General features: G+C 29.4%; 21 protein-coding genes. 5 read left to right on the forward strand and 16 right to left on the reverse strand.

Translation table 11 applies throughout. The annotated features are described in order from the left end of the window. Nucleotides 1-14: 14 nt before the first annotated feature. From argJ to argF, 4 genes are read left to right on the forward strand one after another with little or no spacing between them, the layout of a single operon-like run. Nucleotides 15-1,235, forward strand: a complete 1,221-nt coding sequence (gene argJ, locus Q0W06_RS11445; RefSeq protein ID WP_297635427.1) for a bifunctional glutamate N-acetyltransferase/amino-acid acetyltransferase ArgJ — start codon at nt 15-17, stop codon at nt 1,233-1,235. 11 nt (nt 1,236-1,246) lie between these two features. Continuing rightward, a complete protein-coding gene (gene argB, locus Q0W06_RS11450) occupies nt 1,247-2,104 on the forward strand; it encodes an acetylglutamate kinase (protein ID WP_297635485.1) in 858 nt (285 codons plus the stop codon). A 17-nt stretch (nt 2,105-2,121) separates the two neighbouring features. Further along, a complete protein-coding gene (locus Q0W06_RS11455; protein WP_297635430.1) occupies nt 2,122-3,282 on the forward strand; it encodes an aspartate aminotransferase family protein in 1,161 nt (386 codons plus the stop codon). A 15-nt stretch (nt 3,283-3,297) separates the two neighbouring features. After that, nucleotides 3,298-4,221, forward strand: a complete 924-nt coding sequence (gene argF / locus Q0W06_RS11460) for an ornithine carbamoyltransferase (RefSeq protein WP_297635433.1) — start codon at nt 3,298-3,300, stop codon at nt 4,219-4,221. A gap of 38 nt (nt 4,222-4,259) precedes the next feature. On the opposite strand, the gene Q0W06_RS11465 is transcribed toward argF, so the two are convergent. Beyond that, nucleotides 4,260-5,294 (reverse strand): nucleoid-associated protein, encoded by a 1,035-nt coding sequence (locus Q0W06_RS11465; protein WP_297635436.1) that lies wholly within the window; start codon nt 5,292-5,294, stop codon nt 4,260-4,262. Nucleotides 5,295-5,458: 164 nt separating this feature from the next. Between Q0W06_RS11465 and Q0W06_RS11470 the strand changes: the two genes are divergently transcribed. Then, nucleotides 5,459-6,004, forward strand: a complete 546-nt coding sequence (locus Q0W06_RS11470) for a CYTH domain-containing protein (protein ID WP_297635438.1) — start codon at nt 5,459-5,461, stop codon at nt 6,002-6,004. 74 nt (nt 6,005-6,078) lie between these two features. Here the strand turns inward: Q0W06_RS11470 and Q0W06_RS11475 are convergent, their stop codons facing one another. The 15 genes from Q0W06_RS11475 to Q0W06_RS11545 form a co-directional block, all read right to left on the reverse strand. Further along, nucleotides 6,079-6,381, reverse strand: coding sequence for a PTS lactose/cellobiose transporter subunit IIA (locus Q0W06_RS11475; RefSeq protein ID WP_297635441.1), 303 nt, complete (start codon nt 6,379-6,381; stop codon nt 6,079-6,081). Nucleotides 6,382-6,462: 81 nt separating this feature from the next. Then, a complete protein-coding gene (locus Q0W06_RS11480) occupies nt 6,463-6,765 on the reverse strand; it encodes a PTS sugar transporter subunit IIB (protein WP_297635444.1) in 303 nt (100 codons plus the stop codon). Between the two features lie 200 nt (nt 6,766-6,965). Next, entirely contained in the window at nt 6,966-9,683 is a 2,718-nt protein-coding gene (locus Q0W06_RS11485) for a sigma-54-dependent transcriptional regulator (RefSeq protein WP_297635447.1), read from the reverse strand. Between the two features lie 199 nt (nt 9,684-9,882). Continuing rightward, complete coding sequence (locus Q0W06_RS11490) at nt 9,883-10,716, reverse strand: prephenate dehydrogenase (protein ID WP_297635450.1); 834 nt, start codon at nt 10,714-10,716, stop codon at nt 9,883-9,885. Nucleotides 10,717-10,739: 23 nt separating this feature from the next. After that, complete coding sequence (aroF, locus tag Q0W06_RS11495) at nt 10,740-11,756, reverse strand: 3-deoxy-7-phosphoheptulonate synthase (RefSeq protein WP_297635453.1); 1,017 nt, start codon at nt 11,754-11,756, stop codon at nt 10,740-10,742. Nucleotides 11,757-11,805: 49 nt separating this feature from the next. Further along, a complete protein-coding gene (aroQ, locus tag Q0W06_RS11500) occupies nt 11,806-12,243 on the reverse strand; it encodes a type II 3-dehydroquinate dehydratase (RefSeq protein WP_297635456.1) in 438 nt (145 codons plus the stop codon). A 2-nt stretch (nt 12,244-12,245) separates the two neighbouring features. After that, nucleotides 12,246-12,761, reverse strand: a complete 516-nt coding sequence (locus Q0W06_RS11505) for a shikimate kinase (protein WP_297635459.1) — start codon at nt 12,759-12,761, stop codon at nt 12,246-12,248. Between the two features lie 9 nt (nt 12,762-12,770). Continuing rightward, nucleotides 12,771-13,580 carry a shikimate dehydrogenase gene (gene aroE / locus Q0W06_RS11510; RefSeq protein ID WP_297635461.1) on the reverse strand — a complete coding sequence of 270 codons (810 nt, stop codon included), beginning with the start codon at nt 13,578-13,580 and terminating at the stop codon, nt 12,771-12,773. A gap of 23 nt (nt 13,581-13,603) precedes the next feature. Further along, nucleotides 13,604-14,734 (reverse strand): prephenate dehydratase, encoded by a 1,131-nt coding sequence (gene pheA, locus Q0W06_RS11515; RefSeq protein ID WP_297635464.1) that lies wholly within the window; start codon nt 14,732-14,734, stop codon nt 13,604-13,606. 4 nt (nt 14,735-14,738) lie between these two features. Then, the gene (gene aroC, locus Q0W06_RS11520) at nt 14,739-15,812 is read right to left on the reverse strand and encodes a chorismate synthase (RefSeq protein WP_297635467.1); all 1,074 of its coding nucleotides are present in this window, start codon (nt 15,810-15,812) and stop codon (nt 14,739-14,741) included. Beyond that, on the reverse strand, nt 15,790-17,085 hold the full coding sequence (gene aroA / locus Q0W06_RS11525; RefSeq protein ID WP_297635471.1) for a 3-phosphoshikimate 1-carboxyvinyltransferase: 1,296 nt from the start codon (nt 17,083-17,085) through the stop codon (nt 15,790-15,792). Before aroA ends, aroC begins: the two co-directional genes overlap by 23 nt. A 15-nt stretch (nt 17,086-17,100) precedes the next feature. Next, nucleotides 17,101-18,150 (reverse strand): 3-dehydroquinate synthase, encoded by a 1,050-nt coding sequence (aroB, locus tag Q0W06_RS11530; protein ID WP_297635474.1) that lies wholly within the window; start codon nt 18,148-18,150, stop codon nt 17,101-17,103. A gap of 80 nt (nt 18,151-18,230) precedes the next feature. After that, nucleotides 18,231-19,244, reverse strand: a complete 1,014-nt coding sequence (aroF, locus tag Q0W06_RS11535) for a 3-deoxy-7-phosphoheptulonate synthase (RefSeq protein WP_297635477.1) — start codon at nt 19,242-19,244, stop codon at nt 18,231-18,233. A gap of 436 nt (nt 19,245-19,680) precedes the next feature. Then, the gene (gene cls / locus Q0W06_RS11540; protein ID WP_297635479.1) at nt 19,681-21,105 is read right to left on the reverse strand and encodes a cardiolipin synthase; all 1,425 of its coding nucleotides are present in this window, start codon (nt 21,103-21,105) and stop codon (nt 19,681-19,683) included. 160 nt (nt 21,106-21,265) lie between these two features. Next, a partial coding sequence (locus Q0W06_RS11545) for a hypothetical protein (protein ID WP_297635482.1) occupies nt 21,266-22,447 on the reverse strand: 1,182 nt, incomplete at its 5' end.

Genomic DNA, 22,447 nt, shown 5'->3' on the forward strand with positions numbered 1-22,447 from the left:
CTTTGGAGGTATTTATGAAATTTATAAAAAATGGATCAATAACTACTCCACTTGGATTCAAAGCTTCTGGAATTCATTGTGGTTTAAAACAATCTAATAAAAAAGATCTCGCTTTAATATTTTCAGAAACTAGCTGTACTGCTGCTGGTGTTTATATTAAAAATACAATTAAAGGCGCACCTATTTATGTAACTAGAGATCATCTTGAAAATGGAACTGCAAGAGCCATAGTTATAAATAGTGGAAATGCTAATACTTGTAATGGGAATAAAGGTCTTGATGCTGCAAAAGCTATGGCTTATTTTTTATCCTTTAATCTTCATATAGAACCTAAAGATATTTTAGTAGCTTCTACAGGTGTTATCGGAGTTCCTCTTCCCTTAAAAAAAATAATAAACTCTTATCCTACCCTTGTATCTTCTCTTTCCTATAAAAATTCTGAAGATGCTGCTTTAGCTATAATGACTACTGATACTAGAAAAAAAGAAGCCTGTATAAGTTTCACTTTATCTAGTGGTGAAACATGTCACATAGGTTCAATTTCAAAAGGTTCTGGAATGATAGAACCTAATATGGGAACCATGCTTTCATTTATAACTACAGATTTAAATATTTCTCATGAGCTTCTTAATCTAGCATTAAAAGACTCTGTATCTAAAACCTTTAATAGAGTTTCTGTAGATGGTGATACAAGCACTAACGATATGGTACTAATCCTAGCTAATGGTCTTTGTAAAAATTCAAAGATAATAGAAGAAAATCATGATTATAAACTTTTCTTAAATGCTTTAAATAAGCTTAATTTACTTCAAGCTAAAAATATTGCTAGTGATGGTGAAGGTACTACAAAACTTATAGAGTGTACTGTTTTCTCTGTTGCATCTGAACATGATGCTATAACTTTCTCTAAAAGTATTATTAACTCACCTTTAGTAAAAACTGCAATCTTTGGTAGTGACCCTAACTTTGGAAGGATTTTATGTGCTTTAGGTTATACTGAAATTCCCTTTAATCTAAATAATTTGTCTCTTTCATTTAAGAGTTCTATAGGTGAAGTTTTAGTTTTTGATAATGGAATAGGACTTCCCTTTAATGAAGAAAAAGCTAAAACAATATTAAGCCAAGATACAATTGAAATTATAGTAGATATGCATAATGGGGATTATTCTGCTACTTGCTTTGGATGCGATTTAAGTTATGATTATGTAAAAATAAATGGAGACTATAGAAGCTAATGAATACACATATTTTAAATAATGAATTTCGTGCAGAAGTTTTAGTTCAAGCTCTCCCCTATATTCAAGAATACGCTGGCAAAACTATAGTTGTAAAATATGGTGGCAATGCAATGATAAGTGATGAACTTCGTGAATCTGTAATAAACGATATTATATTAATGAAATGTGTAGGTATAAATCCCGTTGTAGTTCATGGTGGTGGTCCTTCGATTTCTTCTTTTTTAAGTAAATTAAATTTGGAATCTCAATTTATAGATGGTCTTAGATACACAGATAGAGAAACTATAGATATAGTTCAAATGGTTCTTGGTGGAAAAGTAAATAAAGATTTAGTTTCTTTATTTACTAAAAAAGGTGAAAGAGCTATTGGACTTTGTGGTATGGATGGCTCACTAATTAAAGCAATTAAGCTCCATTCTAAAAGCGATTTAGGTTTTGTTGGTGAAATATCCTCTATTAATACAGAAGTCTTAACTATGGCTTTAAATTCTGGATATATTCCTGTAGTTGGTAGTATAGGCATTAGCTCTGATGGAAATGAGGTATTTAATATAAATGCAGATACTTGTGCTTCAAAAATTGCTTCTGCCTTAAAAGCAGAAAAACTTATTTTATTAACAGATGTCCCTGGTGTTTTAGTTAATCCAAATGATTTATCCACCTTAATTTCTAAACTTAGATTACATCAAATTCCTAAATTATATAGAGATAATATTATAACTGGAGGAATGATTCCTAAAATACAATGTTGTGTTGAATCTATTCGTATGGGTGTTACTAAGACCCACATTCTAGATGGAAGAATTCCTCATTCTATTCTTTTAGAACTTTTTTCAAATGATGGTATTGGAACAATGATTTATTAATTTTATGGAGGTTTTTTATGGATAATTTTCTAATGAATACTTATGCCCCGCTTTCTCCTATCTTCACTCATGGTATCGGTACTAAACTTTATGATACTGAAGGCACAGAATATCTAGACTTTTCCAGTGGAATTGGAGTTAACTCTCTCGGTTATGGAGATAAAGATTTAATTTCCGCTATATCAATTCAAGCAAACTCACTTTGTCATATTTCTAATTTATTTTTAAATGAAAAGTCACTAGAGCTTTCAAAAATTCTTGTAGAAAAATCAGAAATGAGTAAAGTTTTCTTTTCTAATTCTGGTGCTGAAGCAAATGAATGTGCAATTAAACTTGCTCGTAAGTACAGTTTTGATAAATATAATACTAGAACTCGTGGAACTATCATAACCTTAAAATCCTCATTTCACGGAAGAACATTAACAACCTTAAAAGCAACAGGTCAAGAAAAATTTCATAATTATTTTCATCCCTTTCCTCATGGCTTTAAATATGTAACTGCAAATAATATAAATGAATTTTTAGAACATCTTACTTCCGATGTATGTGCTGTTATGATGGAGAGTATTCAAGGTGAAGGTGGTGTTCATCCTCTAGATTATAATTTTGTTTCAAAAGTTTTTGAGGAATGTAAGAAACGAGATATTCTAACTATTTTTGATGAAGTTCAATGTGGAATTTATAGAACTGGTCGTTTATTTGGTTTTAATCACTTTAATGTAAAACCAAATATTATAACTTTAGCTAAAGGCTTAGGTGGTGGTCTACCTATTGGTGCTACCTTATGTGATGAAACACTAGAAAATACCTTTTCTCCTTCAGATCACGGTTCAACTTTTGGTGGGAATCCTGTTGCTTGTGCATCAGCTATTGTTGTCTTAAACAAACTTTCCTCTCAAGAATCTATCACAAATATAAATAAAAATAGTTCATTAATCTTTGAGACTTTTAAAAATTTAAATACTGAAAAAATCCTTGAAGTTCGTGGTGGTGGTTTAATGATAGGCATCGAAACTCCTTTTTCTAGTAGTAAAATTCAATCTTTAGCTTTAGAAAAAGGATTAGTTGTTCTAACTGCTAGTCCAAATGTTATAAGACTTCTTCCTCCACTTACTATACAAAAAGAAGATCTGTTAAAAGGATTAAGCATTCTTTTAGCTATAATAGATAAATTTTAACTGGGAGGTTATATAATGAAAAAAGATTTATTAAAAATGAATGATTTATCTAAAAACGAAATATTAGAAATTTTAAACTTAGCTGATCAATTAAAATATGAAAAAAATCATAATATCAAACATCCCTTACTTAAAGGAAAATCTTTAGGAATGATATTTTCAAAAGCTTCAACAAGAACTCGTGTCTCTTTTGAAGTTGGTATGTATGAACTTGGAGGAAACCCTCTATTTTTAAGTTCTTCTGATTTACAAATAGGTCGTGGTGAGCCTATTTGTGATACTGCTAGAGTTCTTTCAAGATACTTAGATGGTATTATGATAAGAACCTTTGAACAATCTGAAGTAGATTCTTTAGCAAAACATGCTTCTATTCCTATAATAAATGCTTTAACTGATGATGAGCATCCTTGTCAAATCCTTGCTGATTTAATGACTATACGTGAACAAAAAAATTCCTTTGAAGACCTTAAAATTTGTTATATTGGTGATGGAAACAATATGGCTCATTCACTTATGATTGGTTGTTTAAAACTTGGAATGGATTTTTCTATAGCTTCTCCTAAGGGATACTATCCTAAAGAAGAATATTTAAATCTTGCAAATACTATTTCCAAAACTGAAAATACACTTTTCACCTTAACAAATTCACCTAAAGAAGCAATTGAAAATGCTGATGTTGTTATAACTGATGTATGGGCAAGTATGGGACAAGAATCTGAATCTAAAAAAAGAAAAATTGCTTTTGAAGGTTATTGTGTAAATTCATCTCTTATGGAATTTGCAAATAATGATGCTATAGTTCTTCATTGTCTTCCCGCTCATAGAGAAGAGGAAATTTCTACAGAAGTACTAGAAAAACATGCAAATGTAATCTTTGATGAAGCAGAAAATAGACTTCATGTTCAAAAAGCAGTTTTAGTAAAATTACTTTCTAATTAAATTTAAAGGACCCCAATCTATGGGATCCTTTATTTATATTATTTTTCTATATAATTCGTAACAAATTTTATAGTCATATTAACTGTTCCATCGCCATTTCTTGTTACTTCAAATTTTGATGAATCTAAATACTGTTCTTCCTCTATATAAAGATCAATACTATTATCTATTTTCAATCTTACCTTTTTAAGTTTTTTTTCTGCCCAAGCTTTATCTACTTCTACTTCTTCTAATCCAAAATCTTTTACATAAGATTTAAAATTCTGCCCTTTATCAGCTTCACCTTCAAAAACTTCCTTTGAAAATTCTTCTATACTAATCTTTTCTTCATCACGTAATTTTTGTTTAACTGCATCACGAACCTTTTTAGCTCTTGCAGGATCTTCTGCAAAATTCTCTCTAGTCCAATTTTCTGCTGCATTTACAAAACTTTTTGTCATATCTCTTTCGTTAGAGATTATTGTACATCCTAAAAAATTATTTATAAAATAATTTGCTCCATATTCTTCAGTCTTACTTTTTCTTTGCTTATCTAAAACCATTAAGTTATACTCTTCGCCCTCTCTTATTGGCTTTATAAATGCTGCTTTTTGAATTTTTTGTCCACTACCTGGAAGCCCTGCTGATTGTGGTACTATGTCTATTCCTATTTTATCATCAATGAAATCTACTTGATGAGTAAAATTTTTAACATAATCCATCTTAAGTATAGCAATCATAGGTCCCTTATCTGTTACAATAGATGCCACTATAAGATCACAAGATGGAATATTAGTATTTCCATTCATAATTGCAAACATCTGTCTTCCTAACTCTTTTGATAATTCTATTAAATTACTATCTATTCCATTTAAATAATCCTGACATACTTCTTTTACTATACTACGTTCTGGATTAAACACAGCATACTTAAGCTCCTCATCTTTAAGACATTTATCTATATGCTTAAAAACAAATCTATATGTATCATCTGTTAAATCAAGTGCATACTCATTTAAAACTGGTTCTCCACCATTACTATCTAATATATGAATTATTGCTTCATTGACATTTATATCATTAATATATTCCATAAAAAACTCCCTTAAACAAATTATTGCTTTTATATTCATTTTAATTTTCATACAAATTCTGTGTTTCTATATTTACTAAAAACAACCTTTTTTTATTCTATCATATTTTACATAAATTTTAGTGCTATAATTAAACTAAATTATTTTTATTTGGAGGCTTTTTTATGGCAAAGGAATTAGAAACTAGAATTATAAATATTGATGTTGAAGATTTAAGAAAAAAACTTATAGAGTTAAAGGCAGAAAAAGTTAAAGTTGAAGATCAAATAAATGATCTTTACGACTTTGAAGATAAGAGATTACTTAATGAAAAAGGATATGCAAGAATCAGAACTGTTTATGATAATCTACGAAATAAAGAAGTTATTTTTATGACTACAAAAAAACTTTTATCTCAAGATAAATTTAAAGTTATGGAAGAAAATGAAGTTATCGTTGATGATAAAGTTATGGCTGAAGGTATTTTCAAATCACTTGGCCTAAAATTATATCAATCTATAAAAAAATATAGAGAAAGTTATAGACTAGAAAATGGATTAGTTGAAATTGATATAAACGATAAATCTTTTTGTCCATTCCCTTATATTGAAATTGAAACAGATTCTGAAGAAAATTTAGCTAAAATCCTTTCTCTACTTGGCTATACAATGAAAGATACTACTTCAAAAACTATCTATACCTTAATTGAAGAATTTAATAATTCCAAGTAAAAAAATAGAGGATACAAATGTATCCTCTATTCTGATTTATATATTCATCTATTTTTATCTATATTTTAAAAATATTATTTCTTTAATTCTTCTCTTATATCAACGATTTCTGCTGCAACGTCTTTTAATGTCATTGTAGTCATTAAGTGGTCTTGAGCATGTACTAATAATAATGAAACTTCTGTTTTGTTTCCTGCAGCTTCACCTTGAATTAGTTTAGTTTGTGAATGATGTGCTTCTGTTAATTGTGCAGTAGCTTTTGATAATAATTCTCTAGCCTCTTCTATGTTTCCATCTTTTGCTGCTTGCATAGCTTCCATAGCATAACTTCTAGCTTCTCCACTATACATAATTAAATTCATAATTATTTCTTCCATATTTATACCTCTTTTCAAAATCTATTTATTATTACATTTTAAAAGTGGAGTTTAAAAGCTCCACTTTATTTACCTTTAATATTATCCTATTAATTGTAAAGCTCTATCTAATACTTTTGCTCCGTTCATAGTTCCATAAGCAACTGTTTCAATTACTTCTATCGGTAAATTTTCTGGAGCTTCTTTTTTGAATTTTGATAATAAGAATCTAACTTGTGGTCCTAATAATAAAACGTCCACTTCGTTTAATTTTCTGTGTGCATCTGCTTCAGCTAAAGCTTCAATATGGCATTCTATACCTTTTTCTTTTGCTGCTGCTTCCATTTTAGTTACTAATAAACTTGTTGACATACCTGCTGAACATACTAATAATATATTTTTCATTTTCATTTCCTCCTTAATTAAGAACTATTTAATTCTTAATCTCATTTGTTTTTTATACTTTTATTTAAAGCAAGTATCATGCCAAAACATAATACTTTGCCTTTTAGCTTTTAACCCGCTTATTTACTGACTTTTCTAAGATCTCTTTTTTCGAGTATAGTGTGTAAAATTCCTTACACTCTACATTAGTTTAAGCACACTTATCTTTTATTATTCAACACCATTCTAACAATAAATGCTATCTCGTTGTCTCCTACATTTACTCCATACTCAACTTCAATCTTTTTAAAGCTTCCTTTAATCAAAATGAACTCTTTATTATATTTATCTCTATATTCATTTAATCCAATAAACTGAGTTTCTGATCCACCCTTTTTAAGTTTATCAATTAAAAAACATATATGCATAACTATTCCTAGTTTTACATCTGGCTTAATATCAACCTGAATACTTGCTTCGATTTTTTCTAATGCATCTTTTATTTCTTCTACTAATGTGTATGAATCTATTGTATTAAGCTGATTTTTCAGCGAATCACCAATATGATCATATTGAACTTCTTCACTAACTAAAGAATTCAACCTTTTGATTCCATCATCCGTAAATATTTCTACTGCTGAAATAAATGGAATTCCTTCAACATACATATTTACAGTTCCTACAATACAAACAATATTATAGTCTTTTTGAAGTTCTTCTATATTATTAAAAAATCTATCTTTATCTAAAATATCTATAGGTATTACACGAACCCTATCTTTAACATAAATCTTTTCTTCAATAACATCTCTTAATCTTTCTGCAGAACCTTCTCCTGTAAAACATGTAGTTATTATTGCAAGTTCCTTTTTTATTCCTCTAATTCTATTACTATCAGAATAAACATGTATATGTCTGCATGATCTATAGATTGAATCTATATCTCTTCCACATAAAGCTTTTCTTCCAACTTCTATTGCTGAAAGTGTACTTACCATATCAATTGTTCTTATATCAATACATGTCTCTTCTTTTATTATATCACCAAAATTGACTAAAGAACCCATATCTGCAAGAATTATTACACCTTTTCCAGAATCTATCTCAATAACCTTTTTCTTTACTCTGCTTAGCATTTCTTCTGCCTTCATTGTAAGTGGCATATCTAGGGCATGCACATACTCTTCACCTATAAGAGTATTTGCAACTTCTACCATACTAGTTGCTGTAGATTTTCCATGCATTATAACTAATACTCCTACAGTTTTTTCTAAATCCTTATCAGAATCTACACTATTAGATTTTAAAAACATTGTAATATATCCAATTTCATCTAATGTAACATCAATTGAAAATGCATCTTCTACTAATTTTGCTACATCCATTGCAATCATAAATTCGTCTTTAAATTTAGATTTTATATAATTTAATTTAGGATGGTATATTCTATTTCCGTTTTTAATTCTTTCTATACTACCTTGCATATGTAAAGCTAATCCATAATAGATTTTTTCATCATATTCTCTTCCTAGTTTACTTGATGCATAGTCTAGCGACTTCTCTACTATATCTAATACTTTTTCATCAACAATTTTTAAAATTTCTGCTTTTCTAAAATTATTTTTAAAACTACTCATATACTTTTTGAAATATTCATCTATATCTACATTTAAAATATCTTTTATATGTGCCTCATCTAACCCTTCTTTTTTTAAAGAATCTACTTTATCTTCTATAACACTATAAAAATATTCAATATCATTTTTTCTTACAGCCTCTTCTAGTTCATAGGTTTTTGTTTTTATCTTTTTCTTTTTATAAGAGAAAGATATTATGTCACTTAAATTATTAAATAACTCATCAATTTCACTTCTATGATCTTTAAGTTTCATTATTCCTCTTTTTACATTTGACTGTAAATCTTGTTGTTCTACCATTATAATATTTTTACTTCGTGATTTATAATTTAAAAATGCCTTTGCACAAGCTAATTGTATATCACTTTTTAATTGTCCAATATTATTTGTACATTCATATAGTAAAAATGAAATTAATGCATTTTTATCAAAGTAAATATCATTTGAAAGTCTTAATGATTCATTTTTTATGAATTCTTCTAAAAGCATATATCTTTCTTTCAATGTTCTCTCTTTTAATGGTGGTAATGTTATTGTCATAGGTATTCTTCTAGTAAAAGTTTGTAATAAAAATGATTTCGGCTCTTCTGTTGTAGCTGCTATTATCTGTACACTTGCTTTTACTTCTTTTTCACTTTCACCAAGTGGTCTAAAGCTTCCTTTATCTATAAACGTAAATAACATTTCTTGCCCTTGTGGAGATAACCTATGAATCTCATCTAAAAATATTATTCCGCCATCTGCTTGTTTTAAAAGACCGTCTCTATCTTTATCTGCCCCTGTAAATGCTCCTTTTCTTACCCCGAATATTTGAGATATAAGAAGTTGTGGATTTTCTGAGTAATCTGCACAGTTAAATCTTACAAAAGATGACTCTTCTCCTAATGTTTTCGATTCTTTTGCAAAACCATACATGGCCTCTGCAAACATTGATTTTCCTACTCCTGTTTCTCCTAATATAAGTGTATGAAGTCCATTTGGCGGATAAAATATTGCTGCTTTTGCTTGTTGTATCGGTATTTGAAGAGAGTCATTTGCACCTACTAGTGAATCTAAGCAATTTTTTTCTAAATCCATTCCCAGCTCATCCTCTGCTGAATCACTTTCTAATATCGATCTATAAAGAACTGGTCTTCCTTCTATCTTTGTTACTCTACCTTCTTTATATAAATCATTTAAATACCTACTTATTGTAGCTCTATCTAAATTCATCTCTCCACTAAGTTCAATTGCAGATATACCTCTTTTTTCTTCACCGCTTAAATTGATTAAGCTTCTTAAAACCTCTTCAATTCTCTTCATCTTCTTCCTCCATCTTAACTACTACTATAAAATCCATTATACACTATTTAATTTGTAATTATTTAAACTACCTCTCATTTTAAATAATTCTTTAAATTTCTCTATAAAATATCCTATAAATAAATTATAGCTAAAAGATTCTCTTTAGAAAAGTTTATTCCTAATCTTTTAGCTATAATTTTGCATAAATATTCTATTTTTATAAATTTTCTCTTCTTTTTGAAGATTTATTAAATCCTTTTATTAAAGCATCTTTATCATTATACTTTATTGCCGTCTTTATGATATTTAATTCCTCTTCAAAATTTTCTATACATTCTAGTAAATTTTCTCTATTCCCTAAAAATAGCTCACTCCATAACAATTCATTTATATTTGCAATTCTAGTTAAATCTCTATAACTATCTCCAATAAATGAACCTGTATCCCTATCTTCCTCGTCACTATTTATTAATGCTACTGCTATTGCATGTGGAAGTTGGCTTGTAAAAGCTATCATTTTATCATGATAACTTGGTGATATTCTTTTTATATTTTTAAACCCAAGTTCTAAAGCTATTTTTTCTATACATTGGATGTTTTTTTCTTTATTCTCATCCACTGGAGTTATAATATAATTCGCTCCCTTAAAAACCTCATTAGATGAAAAATCTATCCCTCGCTTTTCTTTCCCTGCCATAGGATGCCCAAAAATAAAATCTACTGATTTTGGTAGTATAGTCCTTATTTTATCTATAAAAACTTCTTTTATTCCAGTAACATCTGTTATAACAGTACCTTCTCTAAATTTATCTTTATTTTTTTCTATAAACTTAAATATTAACTTAGGATAAATGGCCAATATAATTAACTCACACTCTTTTACAATTTCAGATTCTTCTAAAAAACCTTCTTTAATTATTCCTAAATCTTTAGCTTTTTTTAAAGTTTCTTTTGAAATATCAACCCCATAAACTTCATTGTAGCCTAATTCCTTAAATCCTTTTGCAAAGGATGCCCCAATAACTCCTAGTCCTACAATTAAAATCCTCATTCTCTACCCCTTTTATAAAATTTTTATTTTAATGTTTTTCCTTCTAATTCTAAACAAATATTTATTTTTTCCATTAATGCTTTAAAATTTTCTGGTTTTATAGATTGTTGTCCATCACTTAATGCATTTTGAGGATCATTATGAACTTCTATCATAAGCCCATCTGCTCCTGCCATTACTGCTGCCTTTGCTAATGGTTCAACTAAATACCAGTACCCTGCTGCATGACTTGGATCTACAATAACTGGTAAATGACTTAATCTTTTTACCATTGGTATTGCACTTAAATCTAAAGTATTTCTTGTATAAGTTTCAAATGTTCTTATTCCTCTTTCACAAAGAATTACATTTTCATTTCCACCAGCTAAAATATATTCAGCTGACATTATCCATTCTTCTATTGTTGCAGATAATCCTCTTTTTAAAAGTATTGGTTTATTAGTTTTTCCAAGTTGTTTTAAAAGATCAAAGTTTTGCATATTTCTTGCTCCAACTTGAATAACATCAACACTTTCTACAAATTGATCAATATAATCTGTAGACATTATTTCTGTAACTATTGGAAGCCCTGTTTTTTCTCTAGCCTTCTTTAATAATTCTAATCCTTCTAGCTCTAATCCTTGGAAACTATAAGGAGATGTTCTTGGTTTAAAAGCTCCCCCTCTTAAAAAGTTTCCTCCTGCTCTTTTAATATCTTCAGCAACATTTACTATTTGCTCTTCACTTTCAACTGAACATGGTCCTGCTATTACTCCAAAGTGACCTCCACCAATTTTTCTTCCATTAACATCTACTATGGTATCATCTGGTTTAAATAGTCTATTTGCTTTTTTAAAAGGTTGTTCTACTTTTAAAACTTTTTCCACTCCATCAAATCTTAATAATTTATTTGAATCTAATCTTTCAGCACTTCCAACTACACCTAAAATCAAATGATTTTCTCCTGCTGAATAATTTATATTTAATCCATTATTTTTTATACATGCTTCTACTTTTTCTATGTTTTCCCTACTTGTTTTGGGGTTCATTACTATTATCATTTTTCTTTGTTCCTCCTACGATACTCTTAGTATCTACCTTATGTGTGTATTAATTTTCTATCTCTTTTTCTAATGCGTACATTCCTAATAAATATCCCGTCTTCCCAAAACCTGATATTTGACCTATACACGCACTAGCTGTTACCGATTTTTTTCTAAATTCTTCTCTTCCGTGAATATTAGATAAATGAACTTCAACTGTTTTAATTTGAATGGCTTTTATTGCATCATGGATTGCATAGCTATAATGTGTATATGCTCCTGGATTTATAATAACTCCATCAAATTTATCAAAGTAAGCTCTATGTAGACAATCTATTATTTCTCCTTCGCTATTGCTTTGGAAAAATTCTAACTCATGTCCTCTCTCATCCCCTTCTTTTTGAACTAAATCCTCTATGGCTTTTAAGTTTTCTCCACCATAAATATTTTTTTCTCTAATTCCTAACATATTTAAATTTGGTCCGTTTATCACCATTATTTTCATAGTTATTCTTTCACCTTACCTCTTATTTCTTTTTTTATATTATCAATAGTATCTCTTATAAAGCCTTCATTAACTATTTCTACATGGCAAATCTGTTTATATCTATCAAATCTTTCTTCATATAATGCATATATTCGTTCTTTTCCTGCCGTTAAAAGCGGACGACTATTTATATCTACATCTTCTATTATTTTCTCTACTGGTCTATTTATAAATACAACTAATCCGGAATCTTTTAAAAGCTTAATATTCTCATCTCTTTTTACAACTCCGCCCCCTGTAGATATAACACTTCTTTTTTTCTCTCGTAATCTACTACAAGCCTCTGTCTCCCATGTTCTAAAGACTTCTTCTGATTCACTAAATAAATCTTTTATGGACCTTCCTGATATTTCTTCAATATATTCATCCATATCATAAAAGTTATAATTTAATTCTTTAGCTAAAACCTTTCCCATAGTTGTTTTTCCACAACCTGGCATTCCTACAAGAAAAATCTTTTCATACTTTTTGCACATTATTTCTCCTTAAACAAACTCCTTTTTCAATATTTCATTTAATTCAACTATCTCTTCTTTTAAAACCTTAACTTCTTCCCAAATTTCATCTGCCTTCACACCTTGATACACAAGCATCATAAGTCCACCACAAACCTTTTTACCTTGTGCTATTCCAAGTTTTATAAATTCTGTTTCTAATGGATTATAAATTAAATCAACTATGCACTGGTATTTTTTTATAACTTCCTCATTCACAGGACATTCAGAAAGTTTAGGATACATCCCTACAGGTGTAGTATTTATTAAAACATATCCTTCAATATTTTTTAGCATTTCATAATCTATTAATTTAACATCCTTATCTAAAGATTTTTTCCCCTTAATATCTCTAGATACTAAATATATATCCTTTGCTTTTTCATCCTTTAAATACTGAATTACAGCTTTGCTCGCCCCTCCAGTTCCAAGAACTACAGCTATTTTATCTTTAACATAAATTTCTTGTTCTAACAGCATATATTTAAAACCATAATAATCAGTATTATACCCTATTAAAGTTCCATTTTTATTTAATATTGTATTAACAGCACCTATTTTTTTTCCTTCATCTGATATCTCATCTAAAAATTCAATAACCCTTTCTTTATAAGGAATAGTAACGTTAACTCCTTTAATCTTCAAAAGTTTCATCCATTTCCCAAATTCTGATATATCCTCTTGAGGAATTGGGAAAAGCTCATATCCTCCATCAACACTATACTTTTCAAATATATACTCATGTATTTTTGGTGATAAAGAATGGGATAACTTCTCTCCAACTAAGCCATAATAATTCATCTATTTCACTCCTCAAATTAAGTCTAAATTCTATTTTTATAAAATCCTAAAACATTAAAATATTCACTACTTGTTTTAATTTGTTCTAAAGCATTTTGTACTTCTGTATTTTCTAAATTCCCTTCAAAATCAACATATAAAAAATACTTCCATTTATCATGCTTTGTTGGTCTAGATTCTATCCTAATCATATTCAAATTATTCTCTGAAAAATTCTTTAATAATCGACTTAATGTTCCTGGTGCATCTTCAAGTGAAAAAACTACACTTATTTTATTTGCTCCCTCTTCCTTGACTAATTCCTTAGATATTATTACAAATCTTGTATAATTTTCATCACAATCATTTATTTTTTCCTTTAATAATTTTAATCCATATATTTCTGCAGCTCTTTTACTTCCTATAGCACCCTTCTTATCATCTTTTAAATCTGACACTAATTTTGCACTAGTTGCAGTATTATGGAATGGTATAAGCTTTAAATGATCATATTTCTTTAAGAATTGTGAGCTTTGTGCAAATCCTTGATGATGAGAGTATACTTCATCAATAGACTCTAAAGTCCCACCTTCTACTCCCATTAAATGCTGTTCTATTTTTATACTAATTTCCCCTGATATATGAAATCCATACTTTGCAAGAAGGTCATGAACATCTGAAATTCCTCCTGTAGATGAATTTTCAACAGGTACAACTCCAAAATCTATTTCATCATTTTTTATTCCCTCAAAAATATCTTCAAATTCTTCATAAGGAATAGATTTATTTTTTTCACCAAAATACTCTAATAATGCTTCTTCTGTAAATGAACCTCTAACTCCTTGAAATCCAAGAACACTATCTTCATTAAATTCTCTTTTTTTAATAGTATAATTTTCCTCTCCATCAGCTAACTTTCTTCTTTGAAGTTCTCTGCTAACTTCCATCATACTATTTAAAAACTTTTCTAGTTCCTTTTCATAATCTTTATTTTCTAATCTATTTAAATTCTTTTTTATTACTTCTTGTTCTCTTCCCTTATGGAAAATTTGCATATTATTTTTCTTTTTATAATTTGCTACTCTTAAAACTACATCCATTCTTTTTTCAAAAAGTTTTGTTAGTTCTCTATCTATCTTATCTATTTCATCTCTACAAATTTCTAAATCATTCATAGTACTAAATCTCTTTCATTAAATCTAATATTCCTATAGCAGCCATACTCTCCACTACTGGAATTGCTCTTTGAACTATACAAGGATCATGTCTTCCCTCAATAACTAGCTCAGTATTTTCTTTACTTTCTATATCTACAGTTTCTTGTTTTTGAATTATTGATGCTGTTGGTTTTATAACTACTCTAAATATAATTGGCATTCCATTTGTTATTCCACCTAAAATCCCACCATTATTATTAGTTCTACATTTTACTTCTCCATCCTCATAGTACATAGAATCATTCGCCTGAGAACCTTTAAGTTTTGCCATATTAAATCCACAACCAAACTCTACACCTTTTACTGCTGGAACTGAAAATAAAAGACTTGAAAGTCTACTCTCTACAGAATGGAAAAATGGATCTCCAAGACCTGGCTCCACACCTAAAATCATTCCTTCTATAATTCCACCTACAGAATCTCCTTCTTTTTTTGCATTTAATATCTCTTCTCTCATTTTAGGTTCTAATTCTTTATTTAATAAAGGCAGTTCTTCATTTAATAACTCTTCACCATTTTCTATACCTAAAGGATTAAAATACTCATCTTCTATATTTCCTATACTTTTTACATGTGAAATAATTTTTATTCCTTTACTTTCAAGAATTTGTCTTGCAATACTTCCTGCAAAAACTATTGGTGCTGTTATTCTTCCTGAAAAATGACCTCCACCTCTATAATCATTAAACCCATTATATTTTACGCTTCCTGTATAATCAGCGTGTCCTGGTCTCATTACTTTTTTTAATTTACTATAATCTTTTGAACGATTATCTTTATTTCTTATAATTCCACAAAGAGGTGTCCCTGTAGTTTTTCCTTCAAAAAATCCACTAAGAATTTCTACTTCATCACCTTCATTTCTTGCTGTTGATAAAGGGCTTTTTCCTGGTGCTCTTCTTTTCATATGAAAATCTACTTCTTTTAGATTAATAGGAAAACCTGCCTGTAATCCATCTATCGTAATTCCAATTCCCTTTCCATGTGATTCTCCAAATATGGATAATTTAAAATTATTCCCCCATATTCCACTCATCTACTTTTCCTCCTAAGTTCTTAAAGTCTTCAAAAAAATGTGGATAAGATTTTGATATACATTCATAATCTTTTAAAACAATTGGATTTTTACATCTAGTTGAAGCTATTGCAAGCATCATAGCTATTCTATGATCTTTATGACTCCAAACCTGCACTCCACCTTTAAACTCTTCTACTCCATAAATTACAAGCCCATCTTCTTTTTCTTCAATTTGAGCTCCAATCTTTGTAAGTTCTAAATAAATTGCTTTTAATCTATCACATTCTTTTATTCTTAATCTTTCACCATTAATTATCTTTGTCACTCCTTTTGAAAGAGCTGCAACTACTGATAATACAGGTATTACATCTGGGCATCCTTTTGCATCTATTGTTGTTCCATTTAGAACTTTTGCTTTTCCACCAATTGCACTTTTAATTCTTTTAAAAGTAACACCCATTCTTTCTAATATATCTATAACTTCTTTATCACCTTGAAGTGAATTTTCTTTTAAATCTAAAGAAATAACAGTATTTCCAATTGCATCTGCACATAAGAAAAATGCTCCTTGAGAATAATCTCCCTCAACTCTATACTCTCTTTCTTTATATTCTTGATTTCCTCTTATAATAAATTCTCTATAATTTCTGTTTACTACCTCAACACCAAACTCTCTCATAGCTTGAATAGTTAAGTCAATATATCCTTTTGACTGTAATTCTGTTTCAATTATTATTTTTGAATCTTTTTCTAAAAGCGGTAATATAAACATAAGTCCTGTTATAAACTGAGAACTAACATCTCCTCTAACAGTAAATGTATCACTCTTTAGAAGTCCTTTTATCTTTAAATCTAACTCATTTTCTTTATATGAATATTGGATATCTTGTTTATCAAAAATATTATAAAATATTTCAAGAGGTCTTTTACCTAAATTTCCTCTACCAATAAAATTAGTTTCCTTATTAAATAAAAGACTTATCGGAACTAAAAATCTTAAAGTTGATCCTGACTCATTACAATCAACTTTAATCTTATCCTTATGTTGCATATTTTCTTCTCTAAATATTCCATCTATCTCTATGCATCTATGTTTTCTAGTTATTTTAGCTCCAAAAGCTTCCATCCCATCTATAGTTGCTATAATATCATCTGAAAAATCAATATTTTCTATAACACTCTTTCCTTTTGCTAGTGCTGCACAAATAACAGCTCTATGTGCCATACTTTTTGATGGTGGTATGCTTACCTCTCCACTTAATCGTCTAGGTTGTATCTTATAATTCCCCAAAAAAACCACTACTCCTTACTTAAAAAATTCTACTGTCGTATCATATATTTCGCCTTTTCCTATTTCCTTAACAATAATTGCTTTTAATACTTTCCCCATATTTTTTTTATCCAAAGTTATAGTTTCTAAAATTTCCTTATTATCTACTTCAACTTCATATGGCAATTTATATTTAATTAAAAGCTCTTTTAATTCATTTGAATATATATTTTTAGAAATTCCTTTTACTTCTGATAACTTAAGAATATTATACATACCTATTGCAACACATTCTCCATGTGTATACTCTTTAAAATCATAATATTTTTCAACTGCATGCCCTATTGTATGCCCAAAATTTAAAACCATTCTTTCCCCTAAATCTCTTTCATCTCTTTCTACAATAATTCTTTTTATATTGCAGCACTTATATATAATCTCTTCTATGTGTTCTAATACTTCTTCTTTTCCACTATAATTTTTTAAATTTCCATAAAGATTTTCATCTCTAATTAAACCGTACTTTATAACTTCTCCAAGTCCATCTCTAAAATATCTATCCTCTAAAGTATTTAAAACTTCTGGATCTATTAAAACCATCTTAGGCTGATAGAAACTACCAACTAAATTTTTACCTCTTTCTAAATCAACTGCAACCTTTCCACCTACACTACTATCCACTTGTGCTAATAATGATGTTGGAATTTGAATAAATGGAATCCCTCTTAAAAAAGTTGAAGCTACAAATCCTCCAAGGTCTCCTACTACTCCTCCACCTAATGTTATAATTAAGTCTTTTCTCGTTAATTTAAAATCTAAAAGCTTATTATATAGTAGTGGAAGAGTATTAAAAGATTTTGTTTCTTCTCCGGGTTTTAAAACTACTTTATCTACAATAAAACCTTCATTTAATAGAGAGTCTTCTACTTTCTTACCATAGTGAGTATCTACATTTTCATCAGTAATAATAAATATTTTTCCTTCTTTAAATACATCTTTTATTAATGTACCAACTCTCCCTAATATTCCTTTTTCTATTAATATTTCATATGAATTTTCTTTTAAATCAACAAATAATCTTTTCATATTCTTCCACCTTTCTTGTAGTCATAAAATTAAATTTCCTAATCAATTTTACAACCTTTTTCTATTATTAACAAACTTTATTACAATTCTCTAGAAACAGCTCTTGCAATAGGTCTTAATTCTTCTAATAAATTCCCATAAACATCTGGTTTTATAGATTGTTGTCCATCACATAATGCATTTACTGGGTCATTATGCACTTCTATTATAAGCCCATCTGCACCAATTGCAACTGCTGCCTTTGATAAAGGCTCTACCATCCACCATTTTCCTGCTGCATGACTTGGATCAACAACTACTGGTAAATGACTTAATTTTTTAATAGCTGGTATGATGCTCAAATCTAAAGTATTTCTAGTATAAGTTTCAAAAGTTCGTATTCCTCTTTCACAAAGAATTACATCTTCATTTCCTCCAGCCATAATATATTCAGCACTCATAAGTAGTTCTTCAACAGTTGACGATAGTCCACGCTTTAAGAGTATTGGTTTTTTCGTTTTTCCTAATTCCTTTAACAAATCAAAATTCTGCATATTCCTTGCCCCTACTTGAATTATATCAACATCTCTATCAAATACCTCTACATCATATGGTGACATTATTTCTGTAACAATAGGTAATCCTGTTTTTTCCTTTGCAATTTTTAATAGCTCTAATCCCTCATATGCAAGACCTTGAAAACTATATGGTGATGTTCTTGGCTTAAATGCCCCTCCTCTTAAAAATCCTGCTCCAAGTTCTTTTACATCTTTCGCTATATTTACTATTTGTTCTTCAGTTTCTACAGAACATGGACCTGCAATTAAAGCTATTTTCTTTCCCCCTATTTTTTCTCCATTAATATCTATAATAGTCTTTTCAGGATGAAACATCTTATTAGCTTTTTTAAAAGGCTCTTGTACATACATTACTTTTTCTACATTTCGATTTGCTTCAATTTGTGTAGAATCAATTCTACTTGTATCACCAACAAGTCCTAAAATAATTAAATCTTGTCCTATAACTGGATTTACTTCAACACCTTTTTCTCTAATAAACTTAGTAAGTTTATCAATCTCATTTTTACTTGTTTTTTGTTTTAATATTACTATCATTATTTCCCCTCCTAAAAATAAAAGACTCATCTTTTGTGATGAGTCTCTAAATTTATAAATCTCAAAATATAAGAAAATAGAATTTAAGATAAATAATTAGATCTATATCCCCATCAACTTAGAATCTCTTCATTTTCCTATTTTTTACATTTTATCATAATGATATGTTTTTGTCAGTATTTTCTTTTTAGCTTAATACTCTTAATTTTTCTTTTATCTCACCATAAAACTTCATGCTCTTCTATAAATTTTAAATTGGCTATATAAAAAATAAAATTTAATATTAAACTCCTTAAAACTATCTAATAAAATAGGCACAGTAGAATTAAACCTCTCTACTATGCCTACTATTTTATCTAACTACCAGTATAAAATTCACAAAATATAAACTAAGAATTAAATGAGTATCTCTTTTAAAATAACTTCTCTTATCCCTCTATAATATAGGTGATAAAAGCTTTACTATAGATTCTAAAATTTTCGAAATTCTTCCTCTATTTTGATATATTTCTCGTGTAATCTCTGTTGAATCTTCTAAATCTTTCTTAAACTGTTCTTCAATTTCATTTGCAACTTTAAAATTATAAATAAAAGCATTTACTTCAAAATTCAAACTAAAGCTTCTTATATCCATATTAGCAGTCCCTATACTAGAAACACATCCATCTATGCTTAAAACTTTTGCATGCACAAACCCTTTATTATAATGAAACACTCTTGCTCCAGCATCAAGTAATTCTCCTATATATGAATTTGCTGCCCATTGCATAAATTTATGATCTGGATTTCCCGGAATAAGAATATTTACATTTACACCTGAAAGTGCTGAAATTCTTAGACTTTCAATCATAGTAACATCCGGAACAAAATATGGAGTTGTTAAATAAATATCTTTTTTTGCATTATTAATCATTTTAACATATCCATTTTTTATATATTCTTCATTATGATCTGGTCCACTAGTTACGATTTGTACACTGACATCTCCAATGCTTTTACTATCTTCAAATTCAGATTTTTCTATATCTTCAACTTTCTCATCAGCTGCATAGCACCAATCTAATATAAATCGCTCATCTAAATCTTCTACAGCCTTTCCTCGTATTCTTATATGTGTATCTCTCCAGTTTCCAATTTTCTTATCCCTGCTTAAATATTCATCTCCAACATTAAATCCTCCAACATATCCATACTCCCCATCTATAACTACTATTTTCCTATGATTCCTATAATTTATACGAGTATTGATATGTGGTAAGATTCCTGGAAAAAATATAGAAAATTTTCCGCCTTTATTTAAATACGTCCTTAATTTCTTTTTTGTCACTTGCCAAGAGCCCATAGCATCAACTAATAGTCTTACCTTAACTCCATCATCAAGTTTTTTCTCTAATGCCTCTATTATTTTATTTCCAATCTCATCATTTTTAAAAATATAATATTGGATATGAATGTATTTTTTAGCATTCTCTATATCCTCTAATAATTTTTCAAACTTTTCTTTACCATCTGAAAAAATCTCTATTTCATTTCTTTGTGTATATCTAGCACCTGAATTAGTATAATTCATTTTTATTAAATCTAAGTATTTAAGTTCCTCTTCATTTAATACCATATTGCTATTAGCTATATTATTTTTTCTCGTATTAGCATCTGTAACAGACTTATCTTTAAATAATTTTTGTCTACTAAAATTTTGGCCTAATAATAAATAAATCACAAATCCTAGTCCCGGTAGTAATATAAAAATCATAAGCCATGCCCATGTAGTTGTTGGATTTTTTCTTTCAATAAATATTAATGAGCCTGCAAACAATAGGTTTAAAAATATCAATATAATAGTTAACCAAACAAAATGCATTTTGTTTCACCTCACTTCTTTTAATTTACATATATTTATATCAGAAATATATTTATTTCATTATAATATATTTCTTTATTTAATATAAGTAAAAAAATCATACAAGTATAATTATACTTGTATGATTTCCAACTATATTTTAACTGTAAAACTATGAGTTCTATGCTAATTTAACTATAGTAATTCTTGTTAAACAATATTTCATGCTACATCTAGATGAATTAATTAATTCTAATTCAACTACATTACATTTTGAAAAATCAACAATTGCTGAACTAGCTAAATTAACTAATGATCCGCTCTTGAATATTTCTGCTGCTGCAATTCCAATTGGATTACCATTTGCCATTAATCTTATTTCAGCAAGTGATCCACATTCTCCTAAAGCCGAAGTAGAGAAATTTACTAAATAAGTTCCCTTTTCTAATAGTTCAATTTTACTACTATCTTCTGCATGATATATTGAATCGCCATTACTAACTACATTAGCACCTAGTTTAATCGCATTTTGTCCATTAATTAATTGACATGAATCTGAACATATATATGCATTTTCTGAATGTTTACATTCACCTGGTTCTCCTTTTGGTCCTTCTGGTCCTGGACATCCTGGTTCTCCTTTTTCTCCTTTTTCTCCTTTTGGTCCTGGACATCCTGGTTCTCCTTTTGCTCCCCTTGGTCCTTCTGGTCCTGGGCATCCTCCTGGTCCTTTTGGTCCTATTGGTCCTATTGGTCCTGGACATCCTGGTTCTCCTGGACATCCCATTGGTCCTCTTGGGCCTTCTAATCCTCTTGGTCCTTCTAATCCTGGGCATCCTGTTGGCCCTTGTGGTCCTTCTGGTCCTGGACATCCCATTGGTCCTGGACATCCCATTGGTCCCATTGGTCCCGGACATCCTTCTTTTCCTGGACATCCTGGTTCTCCTGGACATCCCATTGGTCCTTGACAACCTTTTGGTCCTATTGGTCCTTCAGATCCTTGTGGCCCTTCTTCTCCTTGAATTCCTTGTGGTCCAGTTACTCCAGGATTTCCTTGCGGTCCTATTTCGCCCGGATTTCCTTGGATTCCTTGTGGTCCTTGTGCCCCTGTAACACCTGTTACTCCTGTCGTTCCTTGCATTCCCATTGGTCCAACTGGTCCTTGAACTCCCTGTGGTCCTTCTGGTCCTTGTGGTCCTACATCTCCTTGTGGTCCCATTGGACCTATTGATCCCGGATCTCCTTTTTCTCCTTTTGGTCCTTGAACTCCTTGTACCCCTACATCTCCTTGTGGTCCCATTGGTCCTGTTGATCCCGGATTTCCTTTTTCTCCTTTTGGCCCTTGAATTCCTTGTGCTCCTTG

Source organism: uncultured Clostridium sp. (assembly GCF_947072515.1).
GTDB lineage: Bacteria > Bacillota > Clostridia > Clostridiales > Clostridiaceae > Clostridium.

What these genes read in the sequence shown, in the direction of transcription:
- Q0W06_RS11490 (WP_297635450.1), bottom strand. Translation starts at nt 10,716, where the DNA reads ATGAGGATTTTAATTGTAGGACTAGGAGTTATTGGGGCATCCTTTGCA.
- Q0W06_RS11505 (WP_297635459.1), bottom strand. Translation starts at nt 12,761, where the DNA reads ATGTGCAAAAAGTATGAAAAGATTTTTCTTGTAGGAATGCCAGGTTGT.
- aroQ (WP_297635456.1), bottom strand. Translation starts at nt 12,243, where the DNA reads ATGAAAATAATGGTGATAAACGGACCAAATTTAAATATGTTAGGAATT.
- aroB (WP_297635474.1), bottom strand. Translation starts at nt 18,150, where the DNA reads ATGAAAAGATTATTTGTTGATTTAAAAGAAAATTCATATGAAATATTA.
- Q0W06_RS11475 (WP_297635441.1), bottom strand. Translation starts at nt 6,381, where the DNA reads ATGGAAGAAATAATTATGAATTTAATTATGTATAGTGGAGAAGCTAGA.
- cls (WP_297635479.1), bottom strand. Translation starts at nt 21,105, where the DNA reads ATGCATTTTGTTTGGTTAACTATTATATTGATATTTTTAAACCTATTG.
- Q0W06_RS11455 (WP_297635430.1), top strand. Translation starts at nt 2,122, where the DNA reads ATGGATAATTTTCTAATGAATACTTATGCCCCGCTTTCTCCTATCTTC.
- aroF (WP_297635453.1), bottom strand. Translation starts at nt 11,756, where the DNA reads ATGATAATAGTAATGAACCCCAAAACAAGTAGGGAAAACATAGAAAAA.
- Q0W06_RS11465 (WP_297635436.1), bottom strand. Translation starts at nt 5,294, where the DNA reads ATGGAATATATTAATGATATAAATGTCAATGAAGCAATAATTCATATA.
- Q0W06_RS11470 (WP_297635438.1), top strand. Translation starts at nt 5,459, where the DNA reads ATGGCAAAGGAATTAGAAACTAGAATTATAAATATTGATGTTGAAGAT.
- Q0W06_RS11480 (WP_297635444.1), bottom strand. Translation starts at nt 6,765, where the DNA reads ATGAAAAATATATTATTAGTATGTTCAGCAGGTATGTCAACAAGTTTA.
- argJ (WP_297635427.1), top strand. Translation starts at nt 15, where the DNA reads ATGAAATTTATAAAAAATGGATCAATAACTACTCCACTTGGATTCAAA.
- aroF (WP_297635477.1), bottom strand. Translation starts at nt 19,244, where the DNA reads ATGATAGTAATATTAAAACAAAAAACAAGTAAAAATGAGATTGATAAA.
- argF (WP_297635433.1), top strand. Translation starts at nt 3,298, where the DNA reads ATGAAAAAAGATTTATTAAAAATGAATGATTTATCTAAAAACGAAATA.
- aroC (WP_297635467.1), bottom strand. Translation starts at nt 15,812, where the DNA reads ATGAGTGGAATATGGGGGAATAATTTTAAATTATCCATATTTGGAGAA.
- aroE (WP_297635461.1), bottom strand. Translation starts at nt 13,580, where the DNA reads ATGAATTATTATGGCTTAGTTGGAGAGAAGTTATCCCATTCTTTATCA.
- pheA (WP_297635464.1), bottom strand. Translation starts at nt 14,734, where the DNA reads ATGAATGATTTAGAAATTTGTAGAGATGAAATAGATAAGATAGATAGA.
- Q0W06_RS11485 (WP_297635447.1), bottom strand. Translation starts at nt 9,683, where the DNA reads ATGAAGAGAATTGAAGAGGTTTTAAGAAGCTTAATCAATTTAAGCGGT.